The sequence below is a fragment of the Niallia sp. FSL W8-0177 genome, from assembly GCF_038006285.1.
In the GTDB taxonomy this organism is placed as follows: Bacteria; Bacillota; Bacilli; order Bacillales; family Cytobacillaceae; genus Niallia; species Niallia circulans_A.
Window position 1 is genome coordinate 42482 of record NZ_JBBOUX010000002.1, and the last position, 24807, is coordinate 67288.

The following is a 24807-nucleotide window of genomic DNA, read 5'->3' on the forward strand; positions in this document are numbered from 1 at the left end:
TACCATGTTAACCAAATATTTCAATAATTCCCACTAAAATACTTTATTTTTTTCTGCAAAATCCCTCATATAATGTGCCTTAATTCTACAAAGCAGAGAGGGATTTATACCCTCTCCAAAAATTCTATACCTACATCAAATAAAGTTTCTCTTCCAGCAAAATTAACGAAGACTTTTGCTCTCCGAGTGTGTTTATTAATCTTTTGGATAATACCTTCAAGTCCAAATAAAGGGCCCGAAATCACCTTAATATTTGTGTTCACATCAATTTTTGACAATTCTATAATATCTTGACCATTAAGTAGTTTTAATAGAATAGAAATTTCTTTGGGCTCTAGAGGAACGCAAGTTCCTTTATTCTCAAGTATACGAAATATATATGGTAAAGAATTAACATTGGCATGAATAGAGTTATTTATTTTAGTCCGAATTAATACATATCCAGGAAATAAAGTTTTTACTACATTAATAAACCTTCCATTTCTTTTTTCTGGAATTATACGTTTTGGAATAATGGCGACGAAACTTTCACCAAAATGTAACTTCAATAATTTTTGCACAGTTTCTTCTTTTCCTGATTCAACAAAAATCGCATACCATTCCACCTCTATCGCTCCTTATTACTATAATAATAATCGTACTTATCTCGTTGTAAGAATGATTTCGTTATAAACCTTAACAATTTCCTCCAATATTTCTTTATTCCCCCAAATAGATTCCAATTTTTTGTAAGTGGTTGAAATAGTTGGATGGGTAAATAAATCTTCAAGCATATACTCTACTTGGAACACTTCTCGTAATCTAGACACTATCTGTAAGCCATAAAGTGAATTTCCACCAAGTTCTAAGAAATGATCATTTACCCCTATCTGATCAATATGAAGTAATTCTTGCCAAACCTGGGCAATAAATTTCTCAACATAATCTCTAGGCTCTATATATTCATTACTTTGCTTTGGCCTTGAATAAAATGTCTTTAAGTCATCTTTTACATTTTGTTTATTAGTAACTAATGTCATTTCATCCTTAATTGAAATAACCCAATCAGCTGGTTCCATATCAAAAATAATTGTATCTATATTCCCTAAAATCTCTTTCATATGATTTATCTCAAGACTCTCTAAACTTCCTTCTATATAAACGCTATTCCACAAATGCACTTCACCTTCAGCTGCGACTACATTTGCAACCGAAGAGGTAAAAGCATGTAATACACTCGTATACTTCTTTAGACCAGTTAGAAGTATGACAGTATAATCCAAAATTAAATCTCTGATAGAATCTTGCAATCTTCGTACTTCCAAGTCTAATAAAGATATTACATGCTCCCACTCTTCAAATGATTTGCCTCCAAGTAATTCTGAGCCATTAAGTGAGAAAATAATTCCATCGATATGCCCAAACTTCTCTTTAACTTGCAAGATTAGTTTACTGTAATCTTGCTCTTCCTCACGATAACTCCCATTAAATGAGATGTTTTTTTGAACAATATTTATATTTTCCATTTCAGAATACTTTTCTAAGAGTAACCATTCATCACTTGTTGATGTTAAACTAATAACTAAAAAAACCTTCTGCAAGTCAGTTCGTAAATTTGCACCCTGTGGAAGTTTTATATTTTGATAACTTCTTATCCAACGCTTCCCTCCACGGTATCCAACAATTTGTTTGTGACTTTCTTTAATCTCTGCTTCCTGTATTAATAGATTTACTATGTCATATGAAATTTTATCAGGCGTTGGAATATCAATTACTTTTACCATAATATTTTTTGACTTTTGGATATTCCCCAAATAGAGTTCTAAATCCGCAGTCTTAGAAGGGATTATTTTATCAATTCCTGTTATGTTATAGTATTTATCCCCAACAAGAATATAATTTAGCTTTCCATCGAAAGCTGATAATCGTTTATATAAATCTCTCCAACTCGCAATTAGTGGCTGTTTTGAATATAAGCCTCTTATATCGAAAATAGAAACTGGTACTTCTATATTCTTCAAGTATCCTTGCACAACTTCCCAATTAAAATCATGTTCCTTTTTTAGTATGAACACAGTCTTACCAAGCACTTCTAATTTATATTTTAGTTCCTCTTCTAATTCATTCTCTTCTTCAGAAATAATAAAAGAAAGTCCATTTGTAGCTACAATCCTATTAATACTTTTAAAAGCTCTTGACCAATTTGCTACAAAAGTTTGATAAATATCGTTAGAATCCTGATTTAACAAAACATTTAAATTTTTTTCACCATGCAACATGTATCGTTTTCTTTCAAAATAAGAGGTTGGTAGTGGACAACGCCTTCTATTCTCTCTTTCATGCAAGATATTCCAATCTGGATTAAATCCTAACATCCAAAGTTTCCCAATAGTATTTAAGAGGTAATACATATCACTATTTTTATCTTCATAAGAGGCTAAAGTATTAAGTTTTACATTCGCAGTATTTATCATATTAGTATCATTATTATCCGAACCCAATCTGATTAAGATACTATGAAAGTTTTCAATAAACTGCAGACAGTGTCTTATCTTAGCATTCGTAAAAATATTCTGAATCCAATATTCGGAACTAGTCGCTTGCTCATCTGTTATCCAATCCTCGCTTATATTTGAATAGAATGGAATATTTGGAGCATTAAATGTTACCTTTTTAGCTAGCTGTTGATGAAGTTCTTTCTTAAGACGATTTAATTGACTCGATTGTTGTGTGAAATCAGCAAACGTTAATTGAGATACCTTTTCACGCTCTGTGACAAGCCAAAGAGCCTCTTCTAAAGAAAATACTCCAGATAAACAAGCAGAGGTAATTTCACTAACACTATTCCCAATTAAACAGTTTGGAATAATACCGATGCGAATCAAAAATTTTGCAAGACTATACTCAATGGTAAATAACATTGGAGCCGTTAAAGAATTACTAATATTCTCTTCTATTATTGGTTTTCTTTCACCTGGATATAATACCTTATTAATTTCATAACCAATTAATGGAGACAGAATTTGAGAACATAAATTGACTTGTTCACAAAAATACTCTTGTGTTTCATATAACTCACGACCCATACCAATATACGCTGAATCTTGATCAGTAAAATAAAAAGCTATCGGACTATTTTCTTTTATGTTGGCAATCTTATTTTGTTCGGATTGTTCTAGTTTTTTAATCAAGTCATCACGATCTTTAACAAGCAAGTATTGTCGAGTGTCAAATGCAGCTCTTCCTACTTGAAGAGTAAAAGCAATGTCGGCAGGATTAATATCTGGATGTTTACGTAGATGATAAGCTAACCTTTTTTTATTTTGTATAATTGAATTTTCGGATTTGCCTGATAGTACTATTAAAGTTTGAGTTCTCCCCTTACTATCATTTTTTAATTCTGATTTAAATTCTTCCAAGACTACATGAGCATTGGTTCCCCCAATACCAAATGAACTAACACCAGCTCTTCGTGGTACTGAGATAGGTGACTCCCATTTTTTATACAAGTTGTTAACATAAAATGGACTCGTTTCAAAATCAATTTTAGGATTAGGACTTTGAAAATGAAGCGAAGGAGGAAGTTCCCTATTGTAAATTGCGAGTACAGTCTTAATCAATCCAGCAATGCCTGCAGCTGCATCTAAATGTCCAATATTCGTCTTTACAGAACCAATTGCACAATATCCATATTTATCTGTTTTCTTTCTAAATGCCTTCGTCAGGGCTGCAATCTCAATAGGATCACCTAAACTTGTCCCAGTTCCGTGCGTTTCTACATAAGTAATCTGTTCAGGATTCACACCTGCCCTATTATGAGCATCCATAATCACTTCTGCCTGTCCTTCGACTCCAGGAGCGGTATAACCAACTTTTACAGCCCCATCATTGTTCACAGATGATCCTTTTATAATAGAATAAATATGATCCCCGTCCTTAATAGCATCATTAAGTCTCTTCAGAACTACCATGCCTACTCCGCTTCCTCTAACAGTTCCAGATGCACCTTCATCAAAAGCTCTACAATGTCCATCAGGAGAACGAATTCCTTCTTCTTGATACAAATAACCATGATTTTGAGGGATTTCAACAGATACCCCTCCTGCCAATGAGATTGTACACTCCCTATTAAGTAAACTTTGACAAGCTACATGTACTGCAACTAATGAAGAGGAACAAGCTGTCTGGATGGCTAAACTCGGACCTCTCAGGTTAAGCTTATGTGATACTCGTGTTGTTAGAAAATCTTTGTCATTTCCAAGCATTAATCTATATTCGTCCAATGACCGTGAAGTTGCGAGAGGGAGTAATTGATTTACGAGATAAGTACTCATGCTAGTGCCAGCAAATAATCCTATTTTATTTTTATATTCAAATGGATTATATCCTGCGTTCTCTAAAGCTTCCCATGAACACTCTAATAATAATCTTTGTTGTGGATCCGTCATCTCAGTTTCAACTGGGCTCATATTAAAAAATTCTGCATCAAAAAATTCTGCATCATTAATAATCCCTGATGCTTTTACATACTTAGGATTTCTAATTTGTTCTTCAGGTATTTCAGAATTCACTAATTCTTCATCTGAAAAAAAGTGAATTGATTCAATACCTTCTACTAGATTTCCCCAAAACTCTTCGGTATTATCTGCACCTGGAAAACGTCCTGCAATTCCTATAATTGCAATATCATTATCTATTTGATTTTGGCTCTGTTGTTCTTGGATATCTACAGTGTTTTCTTGGTTTTTTCCATCTAAATATTCTGCAAGAAATTTTATTGTAGGTAAACGGAACATATCCGAAACAGTAAGTTCATTTCCAAAAACATCTTGAATCATCATTTGAACTTTTAACAATGACAGTGAATGTCCACCAACTTCAAAGAAATTATCATGAACTCCAATATTAGAAAGATCTAATACCTCGCTCCATATAGAAATGAGTTTTCTCTCTGTTTCACTTTCTGGACTGAGAGATTTTGAATTATTGGATTGCACTTTAATATTTTTAACCATAGCTAATCTATCTATTTTTCCGCTAGGAGTCTTAGCAAACTCTAGAACCTTGTGAAAATAGTTGGGAACCATATATTCTGGGAGTTTTTCTAACAATACCTTCCGAATGTTCTCCGCTTCTAATTCTTCAGAAGAAATAACAAAAGCGTGAAGAATGACATCATCATCTTTTTCCACTTTTAATACAAGTGCGTCATTAACTAATGGTACAGATAACAAAGCTTCCTCAATCTCACCTATTTCAATTCGATAACCTCTAATTTTCACTTGGTCATCATCTCTACCAAGAAATTGAATGTTCCCATTAGGAAGTTGAATCGCCTTGTCGCCAGTTCTATAAATTAACTCATCTTTATTCCATGGATGCTGAATGAACTTCTCTGAAGTTAGTTGTGGCTGATTAATGTATCCTTTTGCCAGACAAACACCAGAGATATAAAGCTCTCCTATTGCTCCAATTGGTTGAAGTTTCATATTCCTATCGAGGATATGAAGGTTCACGTTACTTATTGGTTTACCGATAGGAATTGAAGTAAGACCTTCTTCTATATCGTTTACATCATAGTATGAAACTTCTACTGTAGCTTCTGTTGGACCATACATATTCGTAACTTTTGTACCATTTGGAATCGTTAGCAGTTTGTTAATCCGTTCTACATGACTTAGCTTTATACTTTCCCCACTCGTAAAAATTCTTTGAAGGCTCTTAAGTTTCTTTATTTCATGCGGATTTCTTTCCAAGTAGTCTAAAAAATAACCAAGCATACTTGGGACAAAGTGAATTATTGTTATATTATTATCATATAAATGCTGTATTAATGAACTCGGATCCCCTTCTTTTCCAGGTGTTAATAAACAAAGTTTAGCTCCTCCAAAAATCCACCAAAATAGTTCCCATACGGATACATCAAAACTAATAGGTGTCTTTTGCAGTATCGTATCTTCTAAGGTTAATTGATATTTCGTTTGTGACCAATTTAATCTATTTAGGATTGCCTTATGAGTAACCATTACTCCTTTTGGCACTCCAGTTGAGCCAGAAGTATAAATAACGTATGCTAATTGTTCTAGAGCTACATTTACTTTAACCTTAACAGATGGATATTTTTCGAGTTCATCGATAGGATGTGAAATGACATTTGAAACTATAAGGGTGTCACCGTTATCCAAGATTAAATGTTTCACACCAGCATTTGAACACATATACTGTATTCTATCTAATGGAAGCTTTTGATCAATTGGCATATAAGCACAACCAGCTCTCATAATTCCAAGCATACTCGCTACCAAATTAATAGAACGTGGCATCATAATACCAATAACTTCTTCTGGCTGAACCCCTTTGTCTAAGAGACCATTTGCAATTCGATTTACTAAATTATCTAATTCTGAATAGCTTATTTCTTCTTGGTTACAGACTAATGCAATACGATTTGGCCAACGCTTAGCCTGACTTTCTAGTAATGTAGGTATAGGGCAATTATTTTTGTAATCATGATCAGTTGTATTATAACTATTAATGAGAAGATTTTTATCATTATCAGAAATCCAATTAATTGCCCCTAATCTACTTTCAGATTGGCTAATAAATTTATTGATAATTGATTCATAAAGCTCAATTATTCTTTTGATGATTGAACTTTGAAATACTTCCGGATTATAAGTGAAATTAAATTCAAGTTTTCCGTTTACCACCATTAGTGTTAGGGTTAAAGGAAAGTGATTACTTTCTATAAATTCGAACGATTTTATTTGAATACTTTTATCAGTTGAAAATTCTAATAAGTCATGAAGGGGATAGTTTTCAATAACAATTAATGTATCAAATAGGGAATTCCTACTGTCTATACCACTATAAGATTTTATATCCACCAGTGGAGTATTCTCGTATGGTTCTAAACTAATATAGTTTTCATGTACCCGATTAATAAATTGCCGAACTGTATCCTTGCCATTATCTCTTACTCTAAAAGGAATCGTATTTGATAAAACTCCAACAAGATTTTCTATACCAATAATAGGTGCTTTACGACCAGATACAACTGTACCGATTAAGACATCATCTGTATCATTATAAATTTGTGTCAAGATCCCCCAAGCTGCTAACAAAGTTGATGACAAAGTAAAGCTATTGCTTTTAACAAAATTCAAAATTTCATCCGTTTTCTCGAAAGTTAATTTATGATTATAAATAGCAGCATTAGTATTTTTATCATCTGAAATTGCCTTACTATTAACAGGAATTAATGTTTGGGCATTTGATCCATGTAAATAATCCTTCCAAAAATCTTGTAGTGATATTTTATCCCTCTGTAAAAGCCATTTAGCAGTTTGCTTTAATTTGGGTTTAGGTAAAACTATTTCAGCACTATTTTCGTTTTCATAAAGATTTATAAATTCATGAAGAAGTTGAACTAAACTCCACCCATCAAGTAATATATGGTGATAACTAAAAACCATAACCGCGGATGAATCAGTAATAAGATAAATGGTAATGCAAAATGGTTCTAAATCAATTGGAATCGGCTTTGCAAAAACATGTTTTTTTTCCATTTCTACTTTCTGATTTGCTTCATGAAATGAATATTCACGAAAGTCATGTATATGAAGAGGTAATGTCTTCTGTTTTAGAATAACTTGAACAGAGTTTTTCATATTTTTCCATCTAAAGATGGATCTAAGTGATTCATTAATCTTCTGAACTCTCATCCAAGTTGTTTTTAGTTTTTCTATATCTATTCGACCTTCAATGTCTAAAATCAAATGCTGACAGTATTGATTCGAATTTTGCTCCATACGATAGTGGTACAATAAACCCTCTTGCATAGGGGATAATGCCACAATGTCTTCCACATCATTTTTTGATAGTCTGTAGTCCACCTTTACCTTTTCCCCTTTCACATTAAAAATGCATTATTTTCCCATTTGATTAATTTAAACTAGGTTGATATATATAACCAGTTTTTGAGGAATAATTAGAATCTACTATTTTCCCTAACTCCATTTTTATTACCTGATCAGCTATATCAAAATATCGGTCATCATGAGTTATTGCAATAATACATTTACCCCTTGTTTTTAAATCAGGTATAAACTCATGATAAAACAAATCTCTAAATTGAGGATCTTGCTCCGCAGCCCATTCATCAAATAGATAGATAGGTGAATCCTCAAGTAAACAAATTAGAAGAGCAAGCCTTTTCCGCTGCCCAGTTGAGAGTTTCGTGGTAGTAAATTCACCGTTTTGAATTTGCACTTTAGCCTCTAACTTAAACAACTTCAAATATCTTTTTATTTCTTCCTCGCGTCCGTTCGTTTCAATACCATACAATCGATCAAATAGATAGTAGTTACTTTGAACTGCTGAAAAATATTCACCTAACTGTTTAGAAGAAAGACTTGAACCATTTATTTTAATGCTTCCACCTCTAGGTTCATATAATCCCATTATAAGATTTGCGAGTGTTGATTTCCCACTACCATTACTACCGACTATAAAAGTTACTTCACCTGAGCGGAAATGAGCATTCAATGGACCCACATTAAAAGAATCTTCTCCAAAATACTGATAACTTACATCCTCAAGCTCTATATGGTAAAACTCCTCTAAAAGAACCTCTTCATCTATAGGGGGATGTGCAGAAGTTTTTAATTCCTTCTCTAATTGAACTACTCTTCCCCAACTAACTTTAGCTTGAAATAAAACTGGAACTGTACTTAACAACCCATTTACAGGACCAATAATAAATAAAAAGACAACAACAAAGTTTAGAATAGTAGTGTCCTCAAAACTATCAATTATATTAGGAAGAAGGAATACCGATAACCCTAAAACGATAATGAATAAAAACTCACCAAGTACATAAGCATTTATAAATTTCAAGTCACCTTTAATACGAAAATTTTTAAGTTTTAAGCACTGTTCAATTATGTCTTTATAAAAAGCACTCTTCTTCTTTTGGCGCATGTGTAGTTCTTTGAAGCCAGAGATCATGTCCTCAATTAATTTATAAAATATGTTTTGTACATCCCGATTCTTTTCCCAAAAACGTTGGGAAACCCTTCCCGTCAAAATATATAGAGTTAGGCCTAAGACAATTAACCCAACTGATAGCAAAAATCCTTCAAATTGAATAAATGATAAGTACACTATACATACGAGTAATGTTATAAGGTTTGTTCCAGCTGTAACAAGAGAATTGACAGCTCTACTGATTACTTCCATATCTCCATTCAATGTTGCATAGATATTACTTTTTACAGATCTATCGATGCTTTCATATGAAGAATTAATCAGTCTATTAATTAATTCTTTTCTCTTTTCATAAAGAAACTCGTTGGTAAGTGTAACCAACCCACCACGGACATACTTTTGACCAATTAAATACACAATCACAACCATAATAAAATACATAAAAATCCTATTTCGATCTTCATCTTCTATACCAATACTGCTGTTGATTATAAAAATTAATAATGAGTTTGCTAAACCACTGACAATACTTAAAATAATTAAATTAAAAACTACTTTATTCTTTGTACCTATAGTTACATGTAGAAAAATAAAATATAAATAATATACAAATCCAATTATCCTTAAAGTCCAACCAGCTAAGGATAAAGTAAATGGAGCCCAGACTTTAATAAACTCCCAATTCGCTCGTCCTAAAAAAATATCTGGAATATAAAAAATAGCAAGCTCATATATAACTATAAGTATAGTAGCTAAAAACATGATTGCACTTTCTTTAACTCCTAACTTGCGTAGCTTTCTTTTCCCCTGAATTACTTCTTTAATCAGTAACCCTAAAAAGGCAATAAGGGATATTGTGAATATAGCTCCTACACCTAATATTAATGTGCTAACCCAATCTATTTTAATATAGCCGTCTAAACTATCACTAACACTTATTTCTTCACCATCCATTAACTCCATGATTCCTTGGCCAATTTTTTGTACATTTGAAGAGCTAAGATTAGCTAAAACTGTTACTGCATAATTTTTTTGCCCCAGACGAAATAATGTATGAGCCGAATAGTTAGGGTTAGAACCAAGGTGTGCTACCATTCCATCGCCATCCTGATAAATTGCCCACCCTGCAGCATATGAAGAACCATCTATAGTTGGTTCAACACTTCGATCTGGCTGGTGCGATTGAGATATAAGATTGAACCACTCTTTATGTTCAAGTCCCATTTGAATACGCAACCATTTTTCTGCATTATTTAAATCGGTAAGTATATATGCAGCTGGGGTATTCCCTCGATAATCTGGTGCTTTATATGGAAAGGGTTTTCCAAAAGCAAGTTTATAGCCCGTTGAAATATTTGATTCATCAGAAGGTCTACCTACGGACATACCATTAAGTCCAAGTGGACTTAAGATATTTGTTGTAATATAATCCTCATATTTAGTAGATGTTACTTTTTCAATTACTAGGCCCAATACATCATAGTTAATTGTTGCATAGTGATATTCCTTACCAGGTGCCTCTTTTAATTCAACACCTGAAAGTGCTCGAATATTCTCTTCAAGTGCATGTTCAGAACTACTCTTTGGAATATCTACCATTGTATAGTATGGAATACCACTTGAATGATATAAAAAATGTTCTAATTTTATATCAGCACTTTTTCCTTCAAAAGTCGCATCAAACCATGTAAGGTATTTAGAGATTGGATCAGATAGTTTTAATTTCCCTTCTTCTTCAAGCTTTAATATTGCTAAAGCAGTGAAAGCTTTGGTATTAGAACCAATTTCAAACATCGTTGAGTCTGACACCAGCTTCTGAGATTCAATATCTGAGTATCCTTTTGTCTCCTTATAAATAGTTTTACCATCTTTTATTACTACAACAGCAAGACCGGGAATCTTTGCTTTCTCTTTTTGTTCTTCTACAAAAGAATCTATATCATCTATTAATGTATTAGAAGATATTGCAAACGCCGAATTATATACATGTAATGAACAAAAAATAATACAGATTAGAGAGAATAGGATTTTTTTAAACATCATTTCTTTACACCTCCTTGTTCTGTTAATTTAAACTTTAACTATGAGTCTTTCTATATTTTCCAATATTGCTTGCTCGTGGCTAAATAGTAGTTGTATACGTTTTTGTAATCTATCCTGCATATCTATATTTGGATACATCAAAGCTTTCATTAGTAAATTGGCATATACAATCCAACTTTGATGACTAGTTAGATACAGCTTAGCTAAATCTAACTCTCCAAATTTATTAAGATATGAATGGGCATTATATCTTGAATTTGAAACTTCTTTCAGACTTGTATATATGTGGGAAACCAAAAAGTCTTTATTATCAAAATTACCTCTAATAATATTCAATAGCTGGTCGCCACATTTTTTTATAGCTTGTAGCCCTAACACTCCAGGATATTCAGTAGTGTCTTGTAGTAAAAAGCAACGCTCACCTCTCATTACATTCCAATTGTTTTTTATTACTTCTATATAGTTTTGTTCTGGTAAAAAAAACTGATTAGTATCTCTAGTTAAAAAGAAAAGAACTAAACGCCCACCTGACAGTTGATTTTGAAACTCATTCAATATATTTATCAATCTAAACTTGTTCATTTTCTCACTATGAGAAAAATAATGATCAGCTACTTTATAATTACTATCTACTTTTCCTAGTATTTCAAAACTATGTAAATAATGAACTCTCTTTTCGTTAAGACGACTGTAATCTAATGAAAATACATCTGATAAGACACCAACTGTTTGATTGGCGACTAACAGTTCTTCTAAACGATGTATAAATGAATCTATATCCAGATATTCTTCAGTTTCAACATTCAGTCCAAAATATTGTTTTATGTTATCTTTAAAACTTTGAAAATAGGGTTCTATAACAATCGTTGGAGATTGCCCCTTTTGAAATTCAAAGTAGAGTCCAGCTTGATTAAAAAGCAGTGTAACATCAATCCCTAGCCTTTCCAGCATCGCGGCAATCGTAATATGCGTGCAATTATAACGTTCGTTTTGATAAACTGCTTCTAACATAAAACCCTCTCCCTTTCTACTCATATAGCGACAATTAGAGTTAAGCTTTCTCTTTACTCCTGTTTGCAAAATCCATAATATATGGATCTCTTCTTATTTCCTTAATTAAGTTCTTATCTAATTCCAATAAATGTTTACATTTTGTTTTAATATTCTCCATATTTAATTTGGAGGAAAACACAGCTTTTCCAAAGAGAAACATTAGTACCTTTGCTTCTTGGTAGTATTGAGTAAGATAAGATTGAATTAAATGATTATGACAACCAAGTGAAATTAGCCCTTTTAAGAAACAGTACCTAGAACCAGAAATTAATCCAAAAACATGTGAATAAAAAGTCAAATCTTCAGATTGCTTCCTTAAGCTTTCCCACTTCTCTTCAGAAGCATTAATGAAGTCGTAATAAACCTCGTAATCATCTTCATACTCTAAAATGAGTTTTCTAATCTGATTAATAAAATGGTGTTTATCTAAGGTTTCATTAGAATTTTGACTAATTTCAAAATGGATAACAAACTTTTTCCTTATAGCATTAAACGCAAGCTTAAGGTACTCTTCAGGACATTTTTGTTGTTTAATATTTGCTCCAACGTTATCGATTGTATTGAATATCATACTCCCATCTTCAGCATATTCATATCCGACGATCATATGGCTATGACTAGTATGAAGTTTATTGTATTGAAGAGAATAAGGAAGATAGTATTCATCAACATATAAAAATACTTCTTTACCATTGCCAAGTAGCTCAATCATATTAGATTTTAATTCTTGATAATCTGAACATGTTGTAACGAAAAGATTTATATTAAGATACTTTAGATTTGATAATTTAACCTGATTTTCATAGTCGAATCTAGATTTTCTCTCTATGAAACTGCCTTTATAAATTCTGCTAGTTGTTTCCAGTGCATTACAATACATATAATCAATTGGATTATTTATCTTTAATCTCTCTTTAAAATAGTACATTAGAAGAGTTTGATAACATGCAAGATATAGTTCCTCGTTTTTATCCACTATCATCACCCTAATCTATTCAAAAGTTGAACAAATTTCTATGCTCTCTCTCCACTTTTCACTATTTTTAAACTTAAATGGATTACAAATATAAATGGTACTTATCTCATTTTTACTAGTTTGTTGGAATCCTCGCTTTTCGTAAAATAGTTCTGTTTGTTTATTCTTAGGAGACGCCTTATAAACCCCTATTAATTTCGTTATACCTTTATATTTCGTACGCTGGATTATAGATGAGAGTAATGCATCTTCTACTAAACGCCCTAATGCTCTGCAGGATAGTATAAAGTGTTCAATTACTGCTTTTTCTCCTTCATAATGAATTATACTGGTTCCAATAACCCCAAAATCCCCAAAACGATCTTCCAATTGAATCACAATCACATCATAATTTTCATTGTTACACCGTTGTCTTATTTCATCCTCAGTACATCGAATAGTTGTTAAATTAAATTGATTAGTCTTCTGAGTTAGTTGAGCTACTCTTGGAATTATTATTTGCTCTGCCAATGAAACTTTTACTTTCATTTGTAGAGTTCTATAATATTTCAAAATATCCATATCACTTTTAAGACTTTTGTCTCGAATTCTATCTTGTTCTTCTTGGTACATTTTCGTACGCATTGTATCTTCAGAAGTTAATGATTGATTTGACAACTCATATGCTTCAAGTAACTTATCTCGAAATAAATATGGTTTTTTCCTTGGCATATGAATAGCTTTCACTTCTGGAAGTAATTCTTGAATTTGAAAAACTTCCCATTCACTATCATCCATAAATACCAAGCTATCTAATGATATATTAAGTTTATTTGCAATTCGTAATAGGTTTGTTGCTTTGTCATCCCAATTTATCTCATATGCTGCTAGATGATTCTCTTTAATTAACATATGAGGGTGATTTCGTATCACTTCAATTACATCGTATTCATTGTTTTTACTACAAAGAGCAATTAGAATTCCTCTATTGTAAAAATTTAGCACTTCTTGCTGGAATTCATAATAAGCAGAACCAGGATGGTAAGGACTTAAACGAATATTTTGAATTCCTTCTTCTCCTATGATTCCACCCCATAGTAAATCATCACAATCTAACACTAGGCATTTCCGACTTTTACCACGAAGTGCACATATGTTACTTGCCATATATCTGGTTATCTCTCGACAGCCATCTTTACTATATGGTGAACGGCTCCAATGCCATTGTCGTTTGTCATAAATAAACTCGGCTCCGAAACGATATAAAACAAGGTTCAAATCTATAACAAAAGTGTTATATGATTTATCAAGTTCAACTTCCATAAAATCATTTAAATTTTTTATTATTTTATAAGGATTATAATCTAAATTTGAATTTATCATTACAGTAGGTATGCTCGGCAATTCAAACAAATTCCATAGTATAATAGCTTCTGAATGTTTGCGTATTCCCTTTAAAAGTGTTAATAGATTATGTTTAACAGAGATTGTCTCTTCAATTAATTTATTTTTATCCAGTTGATAGGGGTTTTTGAATAAATTGTCATTTAACGCATTGATATTAGGAAAAATAATTATAAAATCACTTTCTTGTTGTAGTAGATTAGTATGTTGTTTATGTATTTTCATTATAGTCTCATCAATATCAAGAAAAGATAATTCAGCACTTATTTGGTTTTGTAAGAGGAAATGAATTAAATAAGTATCAAATATAGGTTTTAAGGTTACATTTGTGAAAATTGTTATATTAATTTGTTCTTTAGCTTCTAACTTTTCCGCTTCATTAGTTTGTAATATATTTAAAAATTCTTCCTTGCCGGGATTATTTAACATATCATTATTCCTTTTCAGTTTGTTTTTCAACTGTAATTGAAAAAATGTGCATACAGGGGTTTTCCCCAAGTAAAATAGAGTCTATAAGAGATGGGACTGGAAGACTTAATTTTGTATACCAAATACATGGTTGGATTTTTGAATTTACTTTTGTTCCTGAATACAGAAAAGGGATTTGAATAAAGCATTCATTATCAGTCTTTGAGGGATCAGTTCCAAAATAACTAAGTTTTAAGGGTGCAGTATGAATTGTTGTATCTTTGTAATAAATCTCTATTTCTTCTTCCATATCTGTCATACTAGATGTTCCAATAACATGTATTGCTGAAGCTTCTGTATCTGATAAAAAAACTCGTTGTCCCGATAACTCCAAATTATCCCAATTACTTTGCTTACCCATATAGAATGGTATAGTATTATATTCAAAAACCTTATTAAAAGGCATATATTCTTCGGGAATGGAAGAACCTGATATTGTTAGGTATCCTCCTTCTTCAGAGTCCTTTAGTGAACAGGCCTTATGATTTAATATATTACTTAAGTCTAAACAATTATATTTATAGGACATTTCAATTCCTCCATTTAGAAAGTAAAGCATGATAATAAGTAAACGGTCTAAAGGACAGGAAATCACCTGATTTATGTAAAGTGCCATTTGCATTTAATATATAGCCATTAAGCGAAAACATAAAATTTTTTGCAAAAAGAATATATATTTTAATAATGTTCTTCAAGCAGAGAGTTCTCCAAAAAAGTGATGTTTAGCAAGAACAGGATAAAAGAAACTACTCTTATATCCTGTCTTGCCTTGTATTAATTTGCTGCTTTGGTAGCAGGACTAGCTTTAACAAATTCCACTTCTCTGTATTCCATTCCTTTTGCATCTGTAGTAACTTTGGAAATTAAGTATTTTAGCTGACTCAAGGTTTCATTCTTCTTCATATTTAACACCTCCTTTCAATATTCTTTAGGAAATTTTTTTATATTTCAGGAGTAGCACTACTAACATGACTTTGTATTAAATTAATAATTGATCCAATACTTTTGAAGTTTTCCAAACTATACTCATCATCATAAAATTCAATATCAAATTGTTCTTCAATAACAACTAACAATTTAATCCCTTGTACGGAGTCTAAACCAAGACTAAATAAATTATCCTCCTTACCAATTTGGTTAAAATCTATATTTACATTTAAGCAATTACTAATAGCAATTTGTAGTTTTTTTTCTATTTCTAACCTATTCAAAGATTCACTCTCCTTTTCATTTAGTAAAATTGATATTTATAAGGATTTAGGAATTAATAAAGTTTAATAATACGCTACTATTTGTAAGCAATTTTAGTAAATTCCTCGAATAAATCTGAAAACTTGAAATGAATAACATCTGAATGATATGGGCTTTGTGAACACAAAGTAGTCTTGTATTTTTCTGAAATATTGTACGATTTAAAATAGCAAGATGGTTCAGTGATTATTTGTCCATTACACTCATATAGTTTTATTGCCTTATCAAAGATTTCAATGGTAAACGAATTTAACGGTATAGACATACCTTCACCTATAAATTTGATATAGCTTTCTTTAGCTGTCCATATAGAATAAAAACGTTTAATACGATTTTCATTAGTTGCTTGATTTATGTAGTTGATTTCACTATTAGTAAAAAAGCGATCAGCTATTTTTAAATCTATATCTTTTATTTCTTCAATATCAATACCTACTGGACGATCTGATATTGCACACAGAACATAGTCACCCGAATGAGAAATATTGAATTGGAATTCAGGGTACTCTTTTAAATAGGGCTTTCCAAAATTATTAATACATAAAGTAATGTCATTATTGTCAATATTGAGTCTATGAATTATTAGAGTTCTTACTAATGTTTCTGCTACAACACCTCTAATTCGATCCGGTATTTGTCGGAGTCTCAATATTCGTTTTTTTCGTTCTTCTGATAGCAAATAAAGAATATCTTCTATATTATTTTCGTAATTTTCAATCTTTACTGAATATAGTTGTACCAAACTAAATTTCTCCTTTTAGTAGATAACAAGTAATAATTTAGTGATTTACTTAGAAATAAAACTGTACTTCTTTCATATTTATATATTTATATTACACAACTCTTTACATTTTTGGGTATTTATTTACACTTTACTTCATTATACATCAAGGAAAAGAAAAAATTCTACAATTTTTTCCATTATAAATACTAATTTACGAACTATATGGACTTAAAGAAAAAATCCAATGATAATTGAAATTATATTTCTTTTTAATAAACAAGACTAAAAGAGAGACTATTGCAACACCATTAATTGTGCTTTTACACAAAAAAGCATAGAAGTTTTTATCCTCTAATGCCACAAATTTATTCCTATATTAGATTTTCTATTCATCCTATTTGATGATTTTATAAAATGAACATTACCTGAAAATTATTTTTAAATCATTAGTTTGATTATGTATTTCAAAACCAATAAAAATTAAAGCACCTCCAGATGAACTAATAAGACGAATAGAAAAATTTACATTCCTTTGCAGAACAAGTAACGATAACTAATCGGGATGCTTGTGAAATGATTGAAGAGAGTAATGGTGGAAGCAAACTACTATTTTTATTGACCTTCCATATGTTAATAAAGCCTCTTCACTATATCGATGTTATTACAAAGAAGAGATCATATTAAACTTAATTGTTTATTCGATACTTTATATCATGGTTTTGATGGTGGCTGGAGAACTTATATTTATACCCAACTGTTAAAGCTGTGTCAAGAGCTTACACCGTTTAAATATCAAGAACATTTTAAAATCGTCGATAATAATAGTAGATAAGAAAGGGGATTGTAAATTATAATGAGTTGGCCGTTTAGTAAAGAAAGATTATTTTTATATCTCTCATATGTTATATATAGTTTTATAGTTATCTATGCTATTACATACATATATCCAAATTACTTTAGTGAAACGATTCTTATATTCCTTGCTGTAATGTTTTTCAGTTATGGTGCATACTTGATATCCCGCTTAACTGGTGTTTATAAAAAGGTGCAGGAAATCGAGGGGGAAATTTATCGACAAGAAATTAAGAAAGCATATGCTCATTTCTACTCAGAAAAAAAGAGCGATATTAGGAATTCTGCTTCTTCAAAGGAAACGAAATTGGAAAAGGAGGAATGGATAGAATTCGCGAAGGCTCAATGGTCTTGGAAAGGGAAAACCAACCGTGAATTAACAGCTGCAGAGAGGTATTTCAAAACTGAAAATAGTTTAAGACGGATAAATACTTTCGATAGGATTATAAATCTCATTTCTTCTCATTGTTACGGATTCTTTATTTTAGTTAATCCTCTCTATGCTTTTCTAACAACTATTCCAGTAGTTATCATTTCATTAGTACTATTTTTAATCTACAGAAAACTAAGAAGAAAATTACAGGAATTGTATATTGAAGTATACCCCGAAAATGTACGAGAGACATTGGAGAGTCTTGGTATAAAATAAAATCCCCCTTTAAGGGGGGATTAGGCTCTATGCCCACCAACCAATTTGGAACGGTGTACAGCTGTCCCTCCTGGAGTATAGGAGACTGCCCTTAGTAAAGAGGTGGGGCCAAATTTATTTCTTAATTCGTCTACTACATAACCTATTTTTCGTTTTTTCCAACTATTAGTATCAAAAAGATCCAATTGCACTTCGTAATCATCTACGAGTTTGGACAAACTAACAGATATTTGTCTAACAGTTTGTCCGCGATAATTTTCTCTCATAATATCCAAACATACCTTATATATATCCATGGTTGCATTAGTAGGATTTTCGATTGTTCTTGACCGATTAAATCCCCCACCATACTCATCTCGACTATATCCTAACCCAAAACTTATAGTGCGAACCGCATGATGATTTTTTCTTGCTCTTTTACATACCTCTTCGCACATTTCTAATACTACAGTTTCTATCTCTCTTCTTTCCTTGTAATCCCGAAGTAATATTTGACTTTTACCGTAACTGACTTGCCCAGCCATAATTGGTGAACCAATTTCGGATAAATCTATTCCCCAAGCATGATGAAACAATTGGTTTCCCAATATTCCAAACTTATTTTCCAGTAATTTTAAATCGTATCTAGCAAGTTGCCCTATAGAAAATATCCCCATACTGTTTAATGTTTTTTCAGTTCGCTTACCAATCCCCCAAAATTCACTCAATGGTGATATTGGCCATAATTTCTTTTGTACATCATTGAAAGTCCAAGTTGCAATACCACTATCCACCTTTTTAGCTTCTAAATCTAGACACAGTTTTGCCATAAGCATATTTGGACCGATTCCTACTGTACAGGGGAGTCCGAAATCACTGTAAATATCATATTGAATTTGTTTAGCTATTTCTTCTGGAGTGCCCCATTTATCAGAAGGGCCAAGTTCTAAAAAGCTTTCATCGATGGAGTAAACATGTACTTTATTAGGAGGTACATATTTATAAAATAACTTAATAATTTCTGTAGATACGCGGACAAATAAGGACATCGATGGATCCACTACAACAATACGAGGATCTTTTGGAATTTCAAACTTCCGAGAACCCGTTTTTATCTTAAAATCTCTTTTCATAGCAGGAGAGGCAGCAAGTACTACACTCCCCTCCCTCTCCGTATTTCCTACTACAGCTAAGTGACAAGTAAGAGGATCGAGACCTAATAATACAGCTGATACGGAAGCATAAAATGACTTCATATCGACTGCTAGTATGTTTTTATGAGGAAACTGAGAGTAGTCGAACATAAACAATCACCTATTTTGTTATTTTACTTATCATTGAAAAAGGTAGATATAAAATTTCTTCTGTTGTATCTTTAACTAAACGAAAATGCTTATTGTTGTAATCGATGAATATAGTTTTCCCTATTATGATTGCCTCACCTAGTGCTGGATGGTCAAAAACATAAAAAGAAACCGAAGAATTAGTTTCCATTGCATTATAAATTGTTTCTTCTTCAAGAAAAGAATAAGTCATTACTATCTCCTCCAATTAATATAAAAATTATATAAGAACTTATGTTCGATTACAATGTTATTTTCTTACTGGAATGTGTGATTTATACTATCGAATTTTAAATAATTGATATGATGAAATGAGAAAATGGAAGAAGAAGGTGAAATAAAAATACCTATTATCGGGGAATTTAATTGAAGATGAATAGAGAATGTTAGAGGATTATCTATCTGTGATTTTAGATTCTAACGGATTGAAATTTTTGTAGTAAGGGTATATTATAATATATAAGAATCAAACTAAAAAAACCAAGGAGCTACAACTCCTTGGACAACTACTTACGAGTGGTATGCTAAATAGTTATTTAGAAGACCCACCCTTTTGCTTCCTACGGCGCGGGGCGGGTTTTCGTTTGTTCTTCTTTTTGCTTGCAAAGCGATTTGCATAGCCCGCAGCAAGAGTAGTAAAAAAGATTTTTGCTACATCTTTGAGTAAGTCCAATACGAAATCCATTTGTATGTCACCTCCTTTCCCTCTTAGACAGGAAAAGAGTGCATACCACCCGCACCTATGTAGTTGTATCACCATTATATCACACCATTTTTCCATTAGGACAAACAAAAACCCCTTACATTGTGTAAAGGGTGTTAAATGATAAATTTTTGAAAGCTAGCACTTCTCATAAAACCTTTAGAAGTTAAACATTGATATTTAATTTCGCCCTTTAGAAGAGGGTCTAAATAAACAAAGTTCTTATCTTCTCCGATAATTAATTGTTTTGAAATTTTATAAAAGGCTTCCCTTTCCTTTTTGGGGACAAATTCCACAATTCCTCTTGATTGGTTCCCTTCTTTTATCAACCATCCAAAAGAGTTTTTTTTATATCCATAAATATTTCCTATTAAGAATTGGTAATTTTTGATTTTTTGGAAAGCGAAGGTTCGACTATCTAATATATATTTAGATGAGAGTTTTTTACTTACTATCCCTTCTAATCCTAGCTCCTTCACTTTATTAAATAAGGTTAGTCCATCGTTAAATGAGGTAGCTGCCGAAATTAGATGGTCATTATCAATAATCGAACTTAAGATATCTAATCTCTTTTCTAGGGGATCATGTATTGTAGATACTCCATTAAGGAAAAGAATATCAAATGCAACGAAGTGTACGGGGATAGCTTTCGCTAGAGAAACAATTTTATCTCTTTGAGACGCTTGAAATCGTGCCATTAGGCATTCGAAATTTGGTTTGGGTATTTCACCATTCTTATCAAGAACAATCACTTCTCCGTCCAATATACATTTTTGGACAGGCAAGTTTAAATTAAGTAATTCAATGTACTTTAATGTAACATCATTTCCATGTCTGGTGTAGATAGTGATTTTCCCATGATCGTAATGGAATAAAGCTCTATGTCCGTCAAATTTCAACTGATGTATATAATTTGAATCAGTTGATATAACCTCAGATGGTTGTAATAACATTGGTTTTAAAGGAGTGTTTAACACAGATTTTTCACCTCTTCTAATATCATAACAGAGACAGATTGGTCGATAAATAGAACGTTATTGTTAAAAGAGGAATAATGTGGTGACATAACCAAGGAAAAGCCCTTCAGTTTATTAGAAGGACTTAAGTGTGGTGATTCATGCTTTAAGACTAATATATAACCATCCCGTCTATTTTATGCATTTGAAGTATGTATGATTGTATTAATTTTGATTACAGTTTTATCGTGGCGAAGAACATTGACTAAACATTGGTTATAATTTATAATTCAGTTATAAGCGGTGTAGTCATTGTTTTGTTCATAAAAAGGGAGAGGGCAGTTATGAATACGATACTTACATTCCTTAACGGTTTTGTTCAATACCGAAGGGGGAAACAGACAGGTTTAGCTGGATTATTAGGACTTATTATTTTTGTTTTGGCAGTTTACAGATGGGATATTACTTATCCAATTTTAGAATCGCTGAAAATTATTGATTTCTTTGATAATTTGGGTTTGATATATGAGGGCGAACCAGGAACGACGTTGTACGCAATAATGTTATTCTTATCAAGAGCAGCAATAGTAATAATGTTTTTCTTAGCCGTAGCTTTAATTCTAAGTTTATTTTTAATGATTATTGGCTCTTCTAAGTTAGGACAAAATTTATTAGCATATGTGGTACTTACTATAATGATTCCCCTTTTAATAGTATGGATGTTAGGATATTATATTGCTTATTGTTTTGGATTTCGTACTAAAAAGGAAAAGGCAGAGGAGTCATATGAAAACTGGCATCAAGAGACTTTTGGAGAACATTCTGATAGATATAAGGAAGAGCAATTAAAGTATGAAGAGTCTCGTCTTTCCCCTTCTGATTTATTAAAAAAATACTGCACTACTTATTATATAGAGGATACAATTAGTCAGTTAAATAGATTGCCCATTTTTGGTGATACAGTTTTCATGCTAGGAGAAACCTATGATGGATCACTCTATATCTTAATGCCTGACCCTTTATTGAAATATAATAGAAAGATGGATATCGAATATAGGAGGAACTATTCTACTCCTATAAAAGCAGTACCATTTACTCTGAAAAATGTTGTGTTAGAAAAAAAAGATGATTCTAATATCATGAAATATAGACCAGAAAAAATGGTCATTTCTTTGAAGAAAAATCCCGAGTATAATGTAAATAGTGAATTAATTAAATATGAATTTTTAGTGGATATAGACTTTTGGGATATCAAGTCTTTTTATATGCCGGATCTTGATTTAATAGACATTAAGCATTACATTAGCTCTTTCGGCAAAAGAAATGATTATCGAATTTATTTAGAAGATAAGGTAGAAAAGTATTTTTCTCAAAAACAACATCTTTTAAATTTTTTATATAGAGACATATCAAGCGAAAAATTTCAAGAAGTTACTAATGACCTTAAAGAATTAAATGCAACAAATGAAGATATAGTTAAAATGATAAATGATTCTCCCAAAATACTAGGAGTGAATAATGAATAAAGAAACTTTAATAGAATTGTTAATTCCTCATAAAGAACATTTAACAACGGTAGGCAAGTGGGAAGAATATGCTTCAAAGCACAACCTACCATCCTATTACTCATTAAGAAAGTTCTTTAATGATTGGAACGAAATTAGAAGCGCTTTAGGAACAGAGATAAAGGGAAAATATAATCGAAATAGCCTTATTCAAATCGGAAAGGAACATAAAGAGCACGCTAAAACAATAAGAATGTGGAAAGATTACTCTGCTAATCAAACACTAGATCTTCCCTCTCCTGGTCAGATTTTAACAGTATTTAAAGATTGGTCATCGTTTAAAAATGCCATTGGAGTAGAGAATGAAAGAACTCCGAAGTATACAAAGCAAAAAATAAAAGAAATTCTTGAAGAACATAATGAATTTTTTATTTCACGTTCTCAATGGGATATATATGCTTCTGAGAATAAATTACCAACTTATAAAACAATTAGAAATCATTATACGTACGATGAAATATTGGATATAGTAGGAAAGAAAAAAGTTTTTAATTTATCAAAAGAAGAACTAATAAAACTTACATTAAAACCAGAGTATTTATACAAATTTCTCAATTCTACTAAAACAAAGTGGGATGAATTTGCAAGGGAAAATAATTTACCTTCTTCATATAAGTATATAAAAACTTTCGATACATGGTTAAAAGCAAAAGAAGAAATTGATAAAGCCTATCTAACAATGTCAAAAGGTACGGAATAATTACTTTACCGTACCTTCTATTTGTTTAACTATTTCCCAAGCGGAAGTTACAATAGAATATGTGGAATGGTGATGCTCCTCTGAGTGAGCGTACTCCGAGGGAGAAATACGAATTTCTATCCTTTTAGAAAGACCGTCTGAGTATTTTAATTCTAATAATACTCTATTAGAATTAGGACCAATCCCTTCTTTCGCTTCTTTGATTTTTAATCCCTCAATACTGCCGTTTCTTGAAATTCTGTTTATTATTTCCTTTACCACTAATTCTTTGTCCTCTTCTTTTGATTGGAATAAATCCTGTGAAAGAACTTCAATATCAAATGCAGAAGTAAAATAATCAATATTATCTTGTAATAACCCAGTCATAAAGTAGTTGATGACGTTTCTCTGAGGAGAAACGTCACTATGTTCATTTGGTTCATAAAAACCTAAGTCTAACTCCATGTCACCTTTTGCATTTTTTTCTGCCCACTCCATTGTCTTTTCTTGATATTCTTTATTAAATGATACTTCCTTAGCCACATTGTTTTGCATATCTTTTAAATCAACTGGAGTAAGTTTTTGACTGGAAGAAACATTGATATATATCGCAATACAGATTGTGATTATTGAGATACTGATAATCCAAATATAATGTTTTTTCATCATTTTTCTTCTTCCATAGCTGCACTTGCCAGCTCTTCTCTTAGTATTTTCCATTGGTTAGCAGTATTTGCTTGTTCCTTTTTAATTTCTATATATTCTTGTCTTAATGTGTCCTTATCCATGGTATTAGATTCATCTGTACTACTATTATTGGCACTTTCAATTGCTGTAAGTAATAATTGATGCGAACGATTGACTAAAACAATAAGATTTTGGTGTGCCTCAAAAAGTTCTGGATTAACATCTAGTGCCTCCACGTTGGAAACAAGTTCATTTGATTTTTTTATTGTTTCTTTCATTATTGTTGCAAATTGACTATTACTTACCTCATGGGTGTATAGACCATCTAAAGAATTATTAAAATTTGTTAAAATACTAGTCATTTCTGTTATAAATGTTTGTAACGATTCATCGTATTCAATGAGGTAGTCTATATTATCTTCTGTCACTTTTATATTAGCTTTAGAACTTGAAGAGCATCCACTTAAAATTATTACTAACGACAAAATTAGAAAAGAAAAACGTAGTTTACTAGTAGCTTTCATATACT

20 protein-coding genes are annotated in these 24807 nt (G+C 31.5%); 3 read left to right on the forward strand and 17 right to left on the reverse strand.

Translation table 11 applies throughout. From position 1 onward, the window contains the following. Positions 1 to 104: 104 nt before the first annotated feature. From loaP to NST77_RS24725, 11 genes are all read right to left on the reverse strand, one after another. A complete protein-coding gene (gene loaP, locus NST77_RS24675) occupies positions 105 to 605 on the reverse strand; it encodes an antiterminator LoaP (protein ID WP_341123799.1) in 501 nt (166 codons plus the stop codon). A gap of 36 nt (positions 606 to 641) precedes the next feature. Beyond that, positions 642 to 7874, reverse strand: coding sequence for a non-ribosomal peptide synthetase/type I polyketide synthase (locus tag NST77_RS24680; RefSeq protein WP_341123800.1), 7233 nt, complete (start codon positions 7872 to 7874; stop codon positions 642 to 644). A 49-nt stretch (positions 7875 to 7923) separates the two neighbouring features. Then, on the reverse strand, positions 7924 to 11010 hold the full coding sequence (locus tag NST77_RS24685; protein WP_341123801.1) for a cyclic peptide export ABC transporter: 3087 nt from the start codon (positions 11008 to 11010) through the stop codon (positions 7924 to 7926). A 27-nt stretch (positions 11011 to 11037) separates the two neighbouring features. Continuing rightward, positions 11038 to 12021 carry a BtrH N-terminal domain-containing protein gene (locus tag NST77_RS24690; protein ID WP_341123802.1) on the reverse strand — a complete coding sequence of 328 codons (984 nt, stop codon included), beginning with the start codon at positions 12019 to 12021 and terminating at the stop codon, positions 11038 to 11040. Positions 12022 to 12061: 40 nt separating this feature from the next. After that, complete coding sequence (locus NST77_RS24695) at positions 12062 to 13039, reverse strand: BtrH N-terminal domain-containing protein (RefSeq protein WP_341123803.1); 978 nt, start codon at positions 13037 to 13039, stop codon at positions 12062 to 12064. A gap of 15 nt (positions 13040 to 13054) precedes the next feature. Next, positions 13055 to 14851: an HAD-IIIC family phosphatase gene (locus NST77_RS24700; RefSeq protein ID WP_341123804.1), complete on the reverse strand. Its 1797-nt coding sequence runs from the start codon at positions 14849 to 14851 to the stop codon at positions 13055 to 13057. A 4-nt stretch (positions 14852 to 14855) separates the two neighbouring features. After that, on the reverse strand, positions 14856 to 15419 hold the full coding sequence (locus NST77_RS24705) for a hypothetical protein (RefSeq protein WP_341123805.1): 564 nt from the start codon (positions 15417 to 15419) through the stop codon (positions 14856 to 14858). A 1-nt stretch (position 15420) separates the two neighbouring features. Continuing rightward, on the reverse strand, positions 15421 to 15585 hold the full coding sequence (locus NST77_RS24710; protein WP_341123806.1) for a hypothetical protein: 165 nt from the start codon (positions 15583 to 15585) through the stop codon (positions 15421 to 15423). A 79-nt stretch (positions 15586 to 15664) separates the two neighbouring features. Further along, on the reverse strand, positions 15665 to 15793 hold the full coding sequence (locus tag NST77_RS24715; protein ID WP_341123807.1) for a hypothetical protein: 129 nt from the start codon (positions 15791 to 15793) through the stop codon (positions 15665 to 15667). A 38-nt stretch (positions 15794 to 15831) separates the two neighbouring features. Then, positions 15832 to 16101, reverse strand: coding sequence for an acyl carrier protein (locus NST77_RS24720; protein ID WP_341123808.1), 270 nt, complete (start codon positions 16099 to 16101; stop codon positions 15832 to 15834). Between the two features lie 77 nt (positions 16102 to 16178). Next, the gene (locus NST77_RS24725; protein ID WP_341123809.1) at positions 16179 to 16883 is read right to left on the reverse strand and encodes a 4'-phosphopantetheinyl transferase family protein; all 705 of its coding nucleotides are present in this window, start codon (positions 16881 to 16883) and stop codon (positions 16179 to 16181) included. 970 nt (positions 16884 to 17853) lie between these two features. Between NST77_RS24725 and NST77_RS24730 the strand changes: the two genes are divergently transcribed. Continuing rightward, entirely contained in the window at positions 17854 to 18366 is a 513-nt protein-coding gene (locus NST77_RS24730; RefSeq protein WP_341123810.1) for a hypothetical protein, read from the forward strand. Between the two features lie 20 nt (positions 18367 to 18386). On the opposite strand, the gene NST77_RS24735 is transcribed toward NST77_RS24730, so the two are convergent. The 4 genes from NST77_RS24735 to NST77_RS24750 all read right to left on the reverse strand — a co-directional run bounded on the left by NST77_RS24735 (position 18387) and on the right by NST77_RS24750 (position 21344). Then, positions 18387 to 19649, reverse strand: a complete 1263-nt coding sequence (locus NST77_RS24735) for a Y-family DNA polymerase (protein WP_341123811.1) — start codon at positions 19647 to 19649, stop codon at positions 18387 to 18389. Positions 19650 to 19659: 10 nt separating this feature from the next. Continuing rightward, positions 19660 to 19881: a hypothetical protein gene (locus NST77_RS24740; protein WP_047944556.1), complete on the reverse strand. Its 222-nt coding sequence runs from the start codon at positions 19879 to 19881 to the stop codon at positions 19660 to 19662. Positions 19882 to 20220: 339 nt separating this feature from the next. Then, positions 20221 to 20373, reverse strand: a complete 153-nt coding sequence (locus NST77_RS24745) for a hypothetical protein (RefSeq protein WP_162837595.1) — start codon at positions 20371 to 20373, stop codon at positions 20221 to 20223. Positions 20374 to 20507: 134 nt separating this feature from the next. After that, positions 20508 to 21344, reverse strand: a complete 837-nt coding sequence (locus NST77_RS24750) for an ATP-dependent DNA ligase (RefSeq protein ID WP_341123812.1) — start codon at positions 21342 to 21344, stop codon at positions 20508 to 20510. A 347-nt stretch (positions 21345 to 21691) separates the two neighbouring features. Here NST77_RS24750 and NST77_RS24755 point away from each other — a divergent pair, with 347 nt between their 5' ends. Both NST77_RS24755 and NST77_RS24760 read left to right on the forward strand, forming a co-directional pair. Beyond that, positions 21692 to 22873 carry a hypothetical protein gene (locus NST77_RS24755; RefSeq protein WP_341123813.1) on the forward strand — a complete coding sequence of 394 codons (1182 nt, stop codon included), beginning with the start codon at positions 21692 to 21694 and terminating at the stop codon, positions 22871 to 22873. Next, positions 22866 to 23612 (forward strand): hypothetical protein, encoded by a 747-nt coding sequence (locus NST77_RS24760; RefSeq protein ID WP_341123814.1) that lies wholly within the window; start codon positions 22866 to 22868, stop codon positions 23610 to 23612. Before NST77_RS24755 ends, NST77_RS24760 begins: the two co-directional genes overlap by 8 nt. Here NST77_RS24760 and NST77_RS24765 read toward each other — a convergent pair whose 3' ends face one another. Both NST77_RS24765 and NST77_RS24770 read right to left on the reverse strand, forming a co-directional pair. Then, complete coding sequence (locus NST77_RS24765) at positions 23613 to 24311, reverse strand: hypothetical protein (RefSeq protein WP_341123815.1); 699 nt, start codon at positions 24309 to 24311, stop codon at positions 23613 to 23615. Further along, positions 24257 to 24802: a hypothetical protein gene (locus NST77_RS24770; protein ID WP_016204239.1), complete on the reverse strand. Its 546-nt coding sequence runs from the start codon at positions 24800 to 24802 to the stop codon at positions 24257 to 24259. The genes NST77_RS24765 and NST77_RS24770 overlap by 55 nt, the downstream gene beginning before the upstream one ends. Positions 24803 to 24807 lie beyond the last annotated feature (5 nt).

Coding starts and splice junctions, on each gene's coding strand:
- NST77_RS24685 (WP_341123801.1), bottom strand. CDS start 11,010: ATGATGTTTAAAAAAATCCTATTCTCTCTAATCTGTATTATTTTTTGT.
- NST77_RS24690 (WP_341123802.1), bottom strand. CDS start 12,021: ATGTTAGAAGCAGTTTATCAAAACGAACGTTATAATTGCACGCATATT.
- NST77_RS24700 (WP_341123804.1), bottom strand. CDS start 14,851: ATGTTAAATAATCCCGGCAAGGAAGAATTTTTAAATATATTACAAACT.
- NST77_RS24705 (WP_341123805.1), bottom strand. CDS start 15,419: ATGTCCTATAAATATAATTGTTTAGACTTAAGTAATATATTAAATCAT.
- NST77_RS24715 (WP_341123807.1), bottom strand. CDS start 15,793: ATGAAGAAGAATGAAACCTTGAGTCAGCTAAAATACTTAATTTCCAAA.
- NST77_RS24730 (WP_341123810.1), top strand. CDS start 17,854: ATGTTTTTCAGTTATGGTGCATACTTGATATCCCGCTTAACTGGTGTT.
- NST77_RS24735 (WP_341123811.1), bottom strand. CDS start 19,649: ATGTTCGACTACTCTCAGTTTCCTCATAAAAACATACTAGCAGTCGAT.
- NST77_RS24740 (WP_047944556.1), bottom strand. CDS start 19,881: ATGACTTATTCTTTTCTTGAAGAAGAAACAATTTATAATGCAATGGAA.
- NST77_RS24745 (WP_162837595.1), bottom strand. CDS start 20,373: ATGGATTTCGTATTGGACTTACTCAAAGATGTAGCAAAAATCTTTTTT.
- NST77_RS24750 (WP_341123812.1), bottom strand. CDS start 21,344: ATGTTATTACAACCATCTGAGGTTATATCAACTGATTCAAATTATATA.
- NST77_RS24755 (WP_341123813.1), top strand. CDS start 21,692: ATGAATACGATACTTACATTCCTTAACGGTTTTGTTCAATACCGAAGG.
- NST77_RS24760 (WP_341123814.1), top strand. CDS start 22,866: ATGAATAAAGAAACTTTAATAGAATTGTTAATTCCTCATAAAGAACAT.
- NST77_RS24765 (WP_341123815.1), bottom strand. CDS start 24,311: ATGGAAAATACTAAGAGAAGAGCTGGCAAGTGCAGCTATGGAAGAAGA.
- NST77_RS24770 (WP_016204239.1), bottom strand. CDS start 24,802: ATGAAAGCTACTAGTAAACTACGTTTTTCTTTTCTAATTTTGTCGTTA.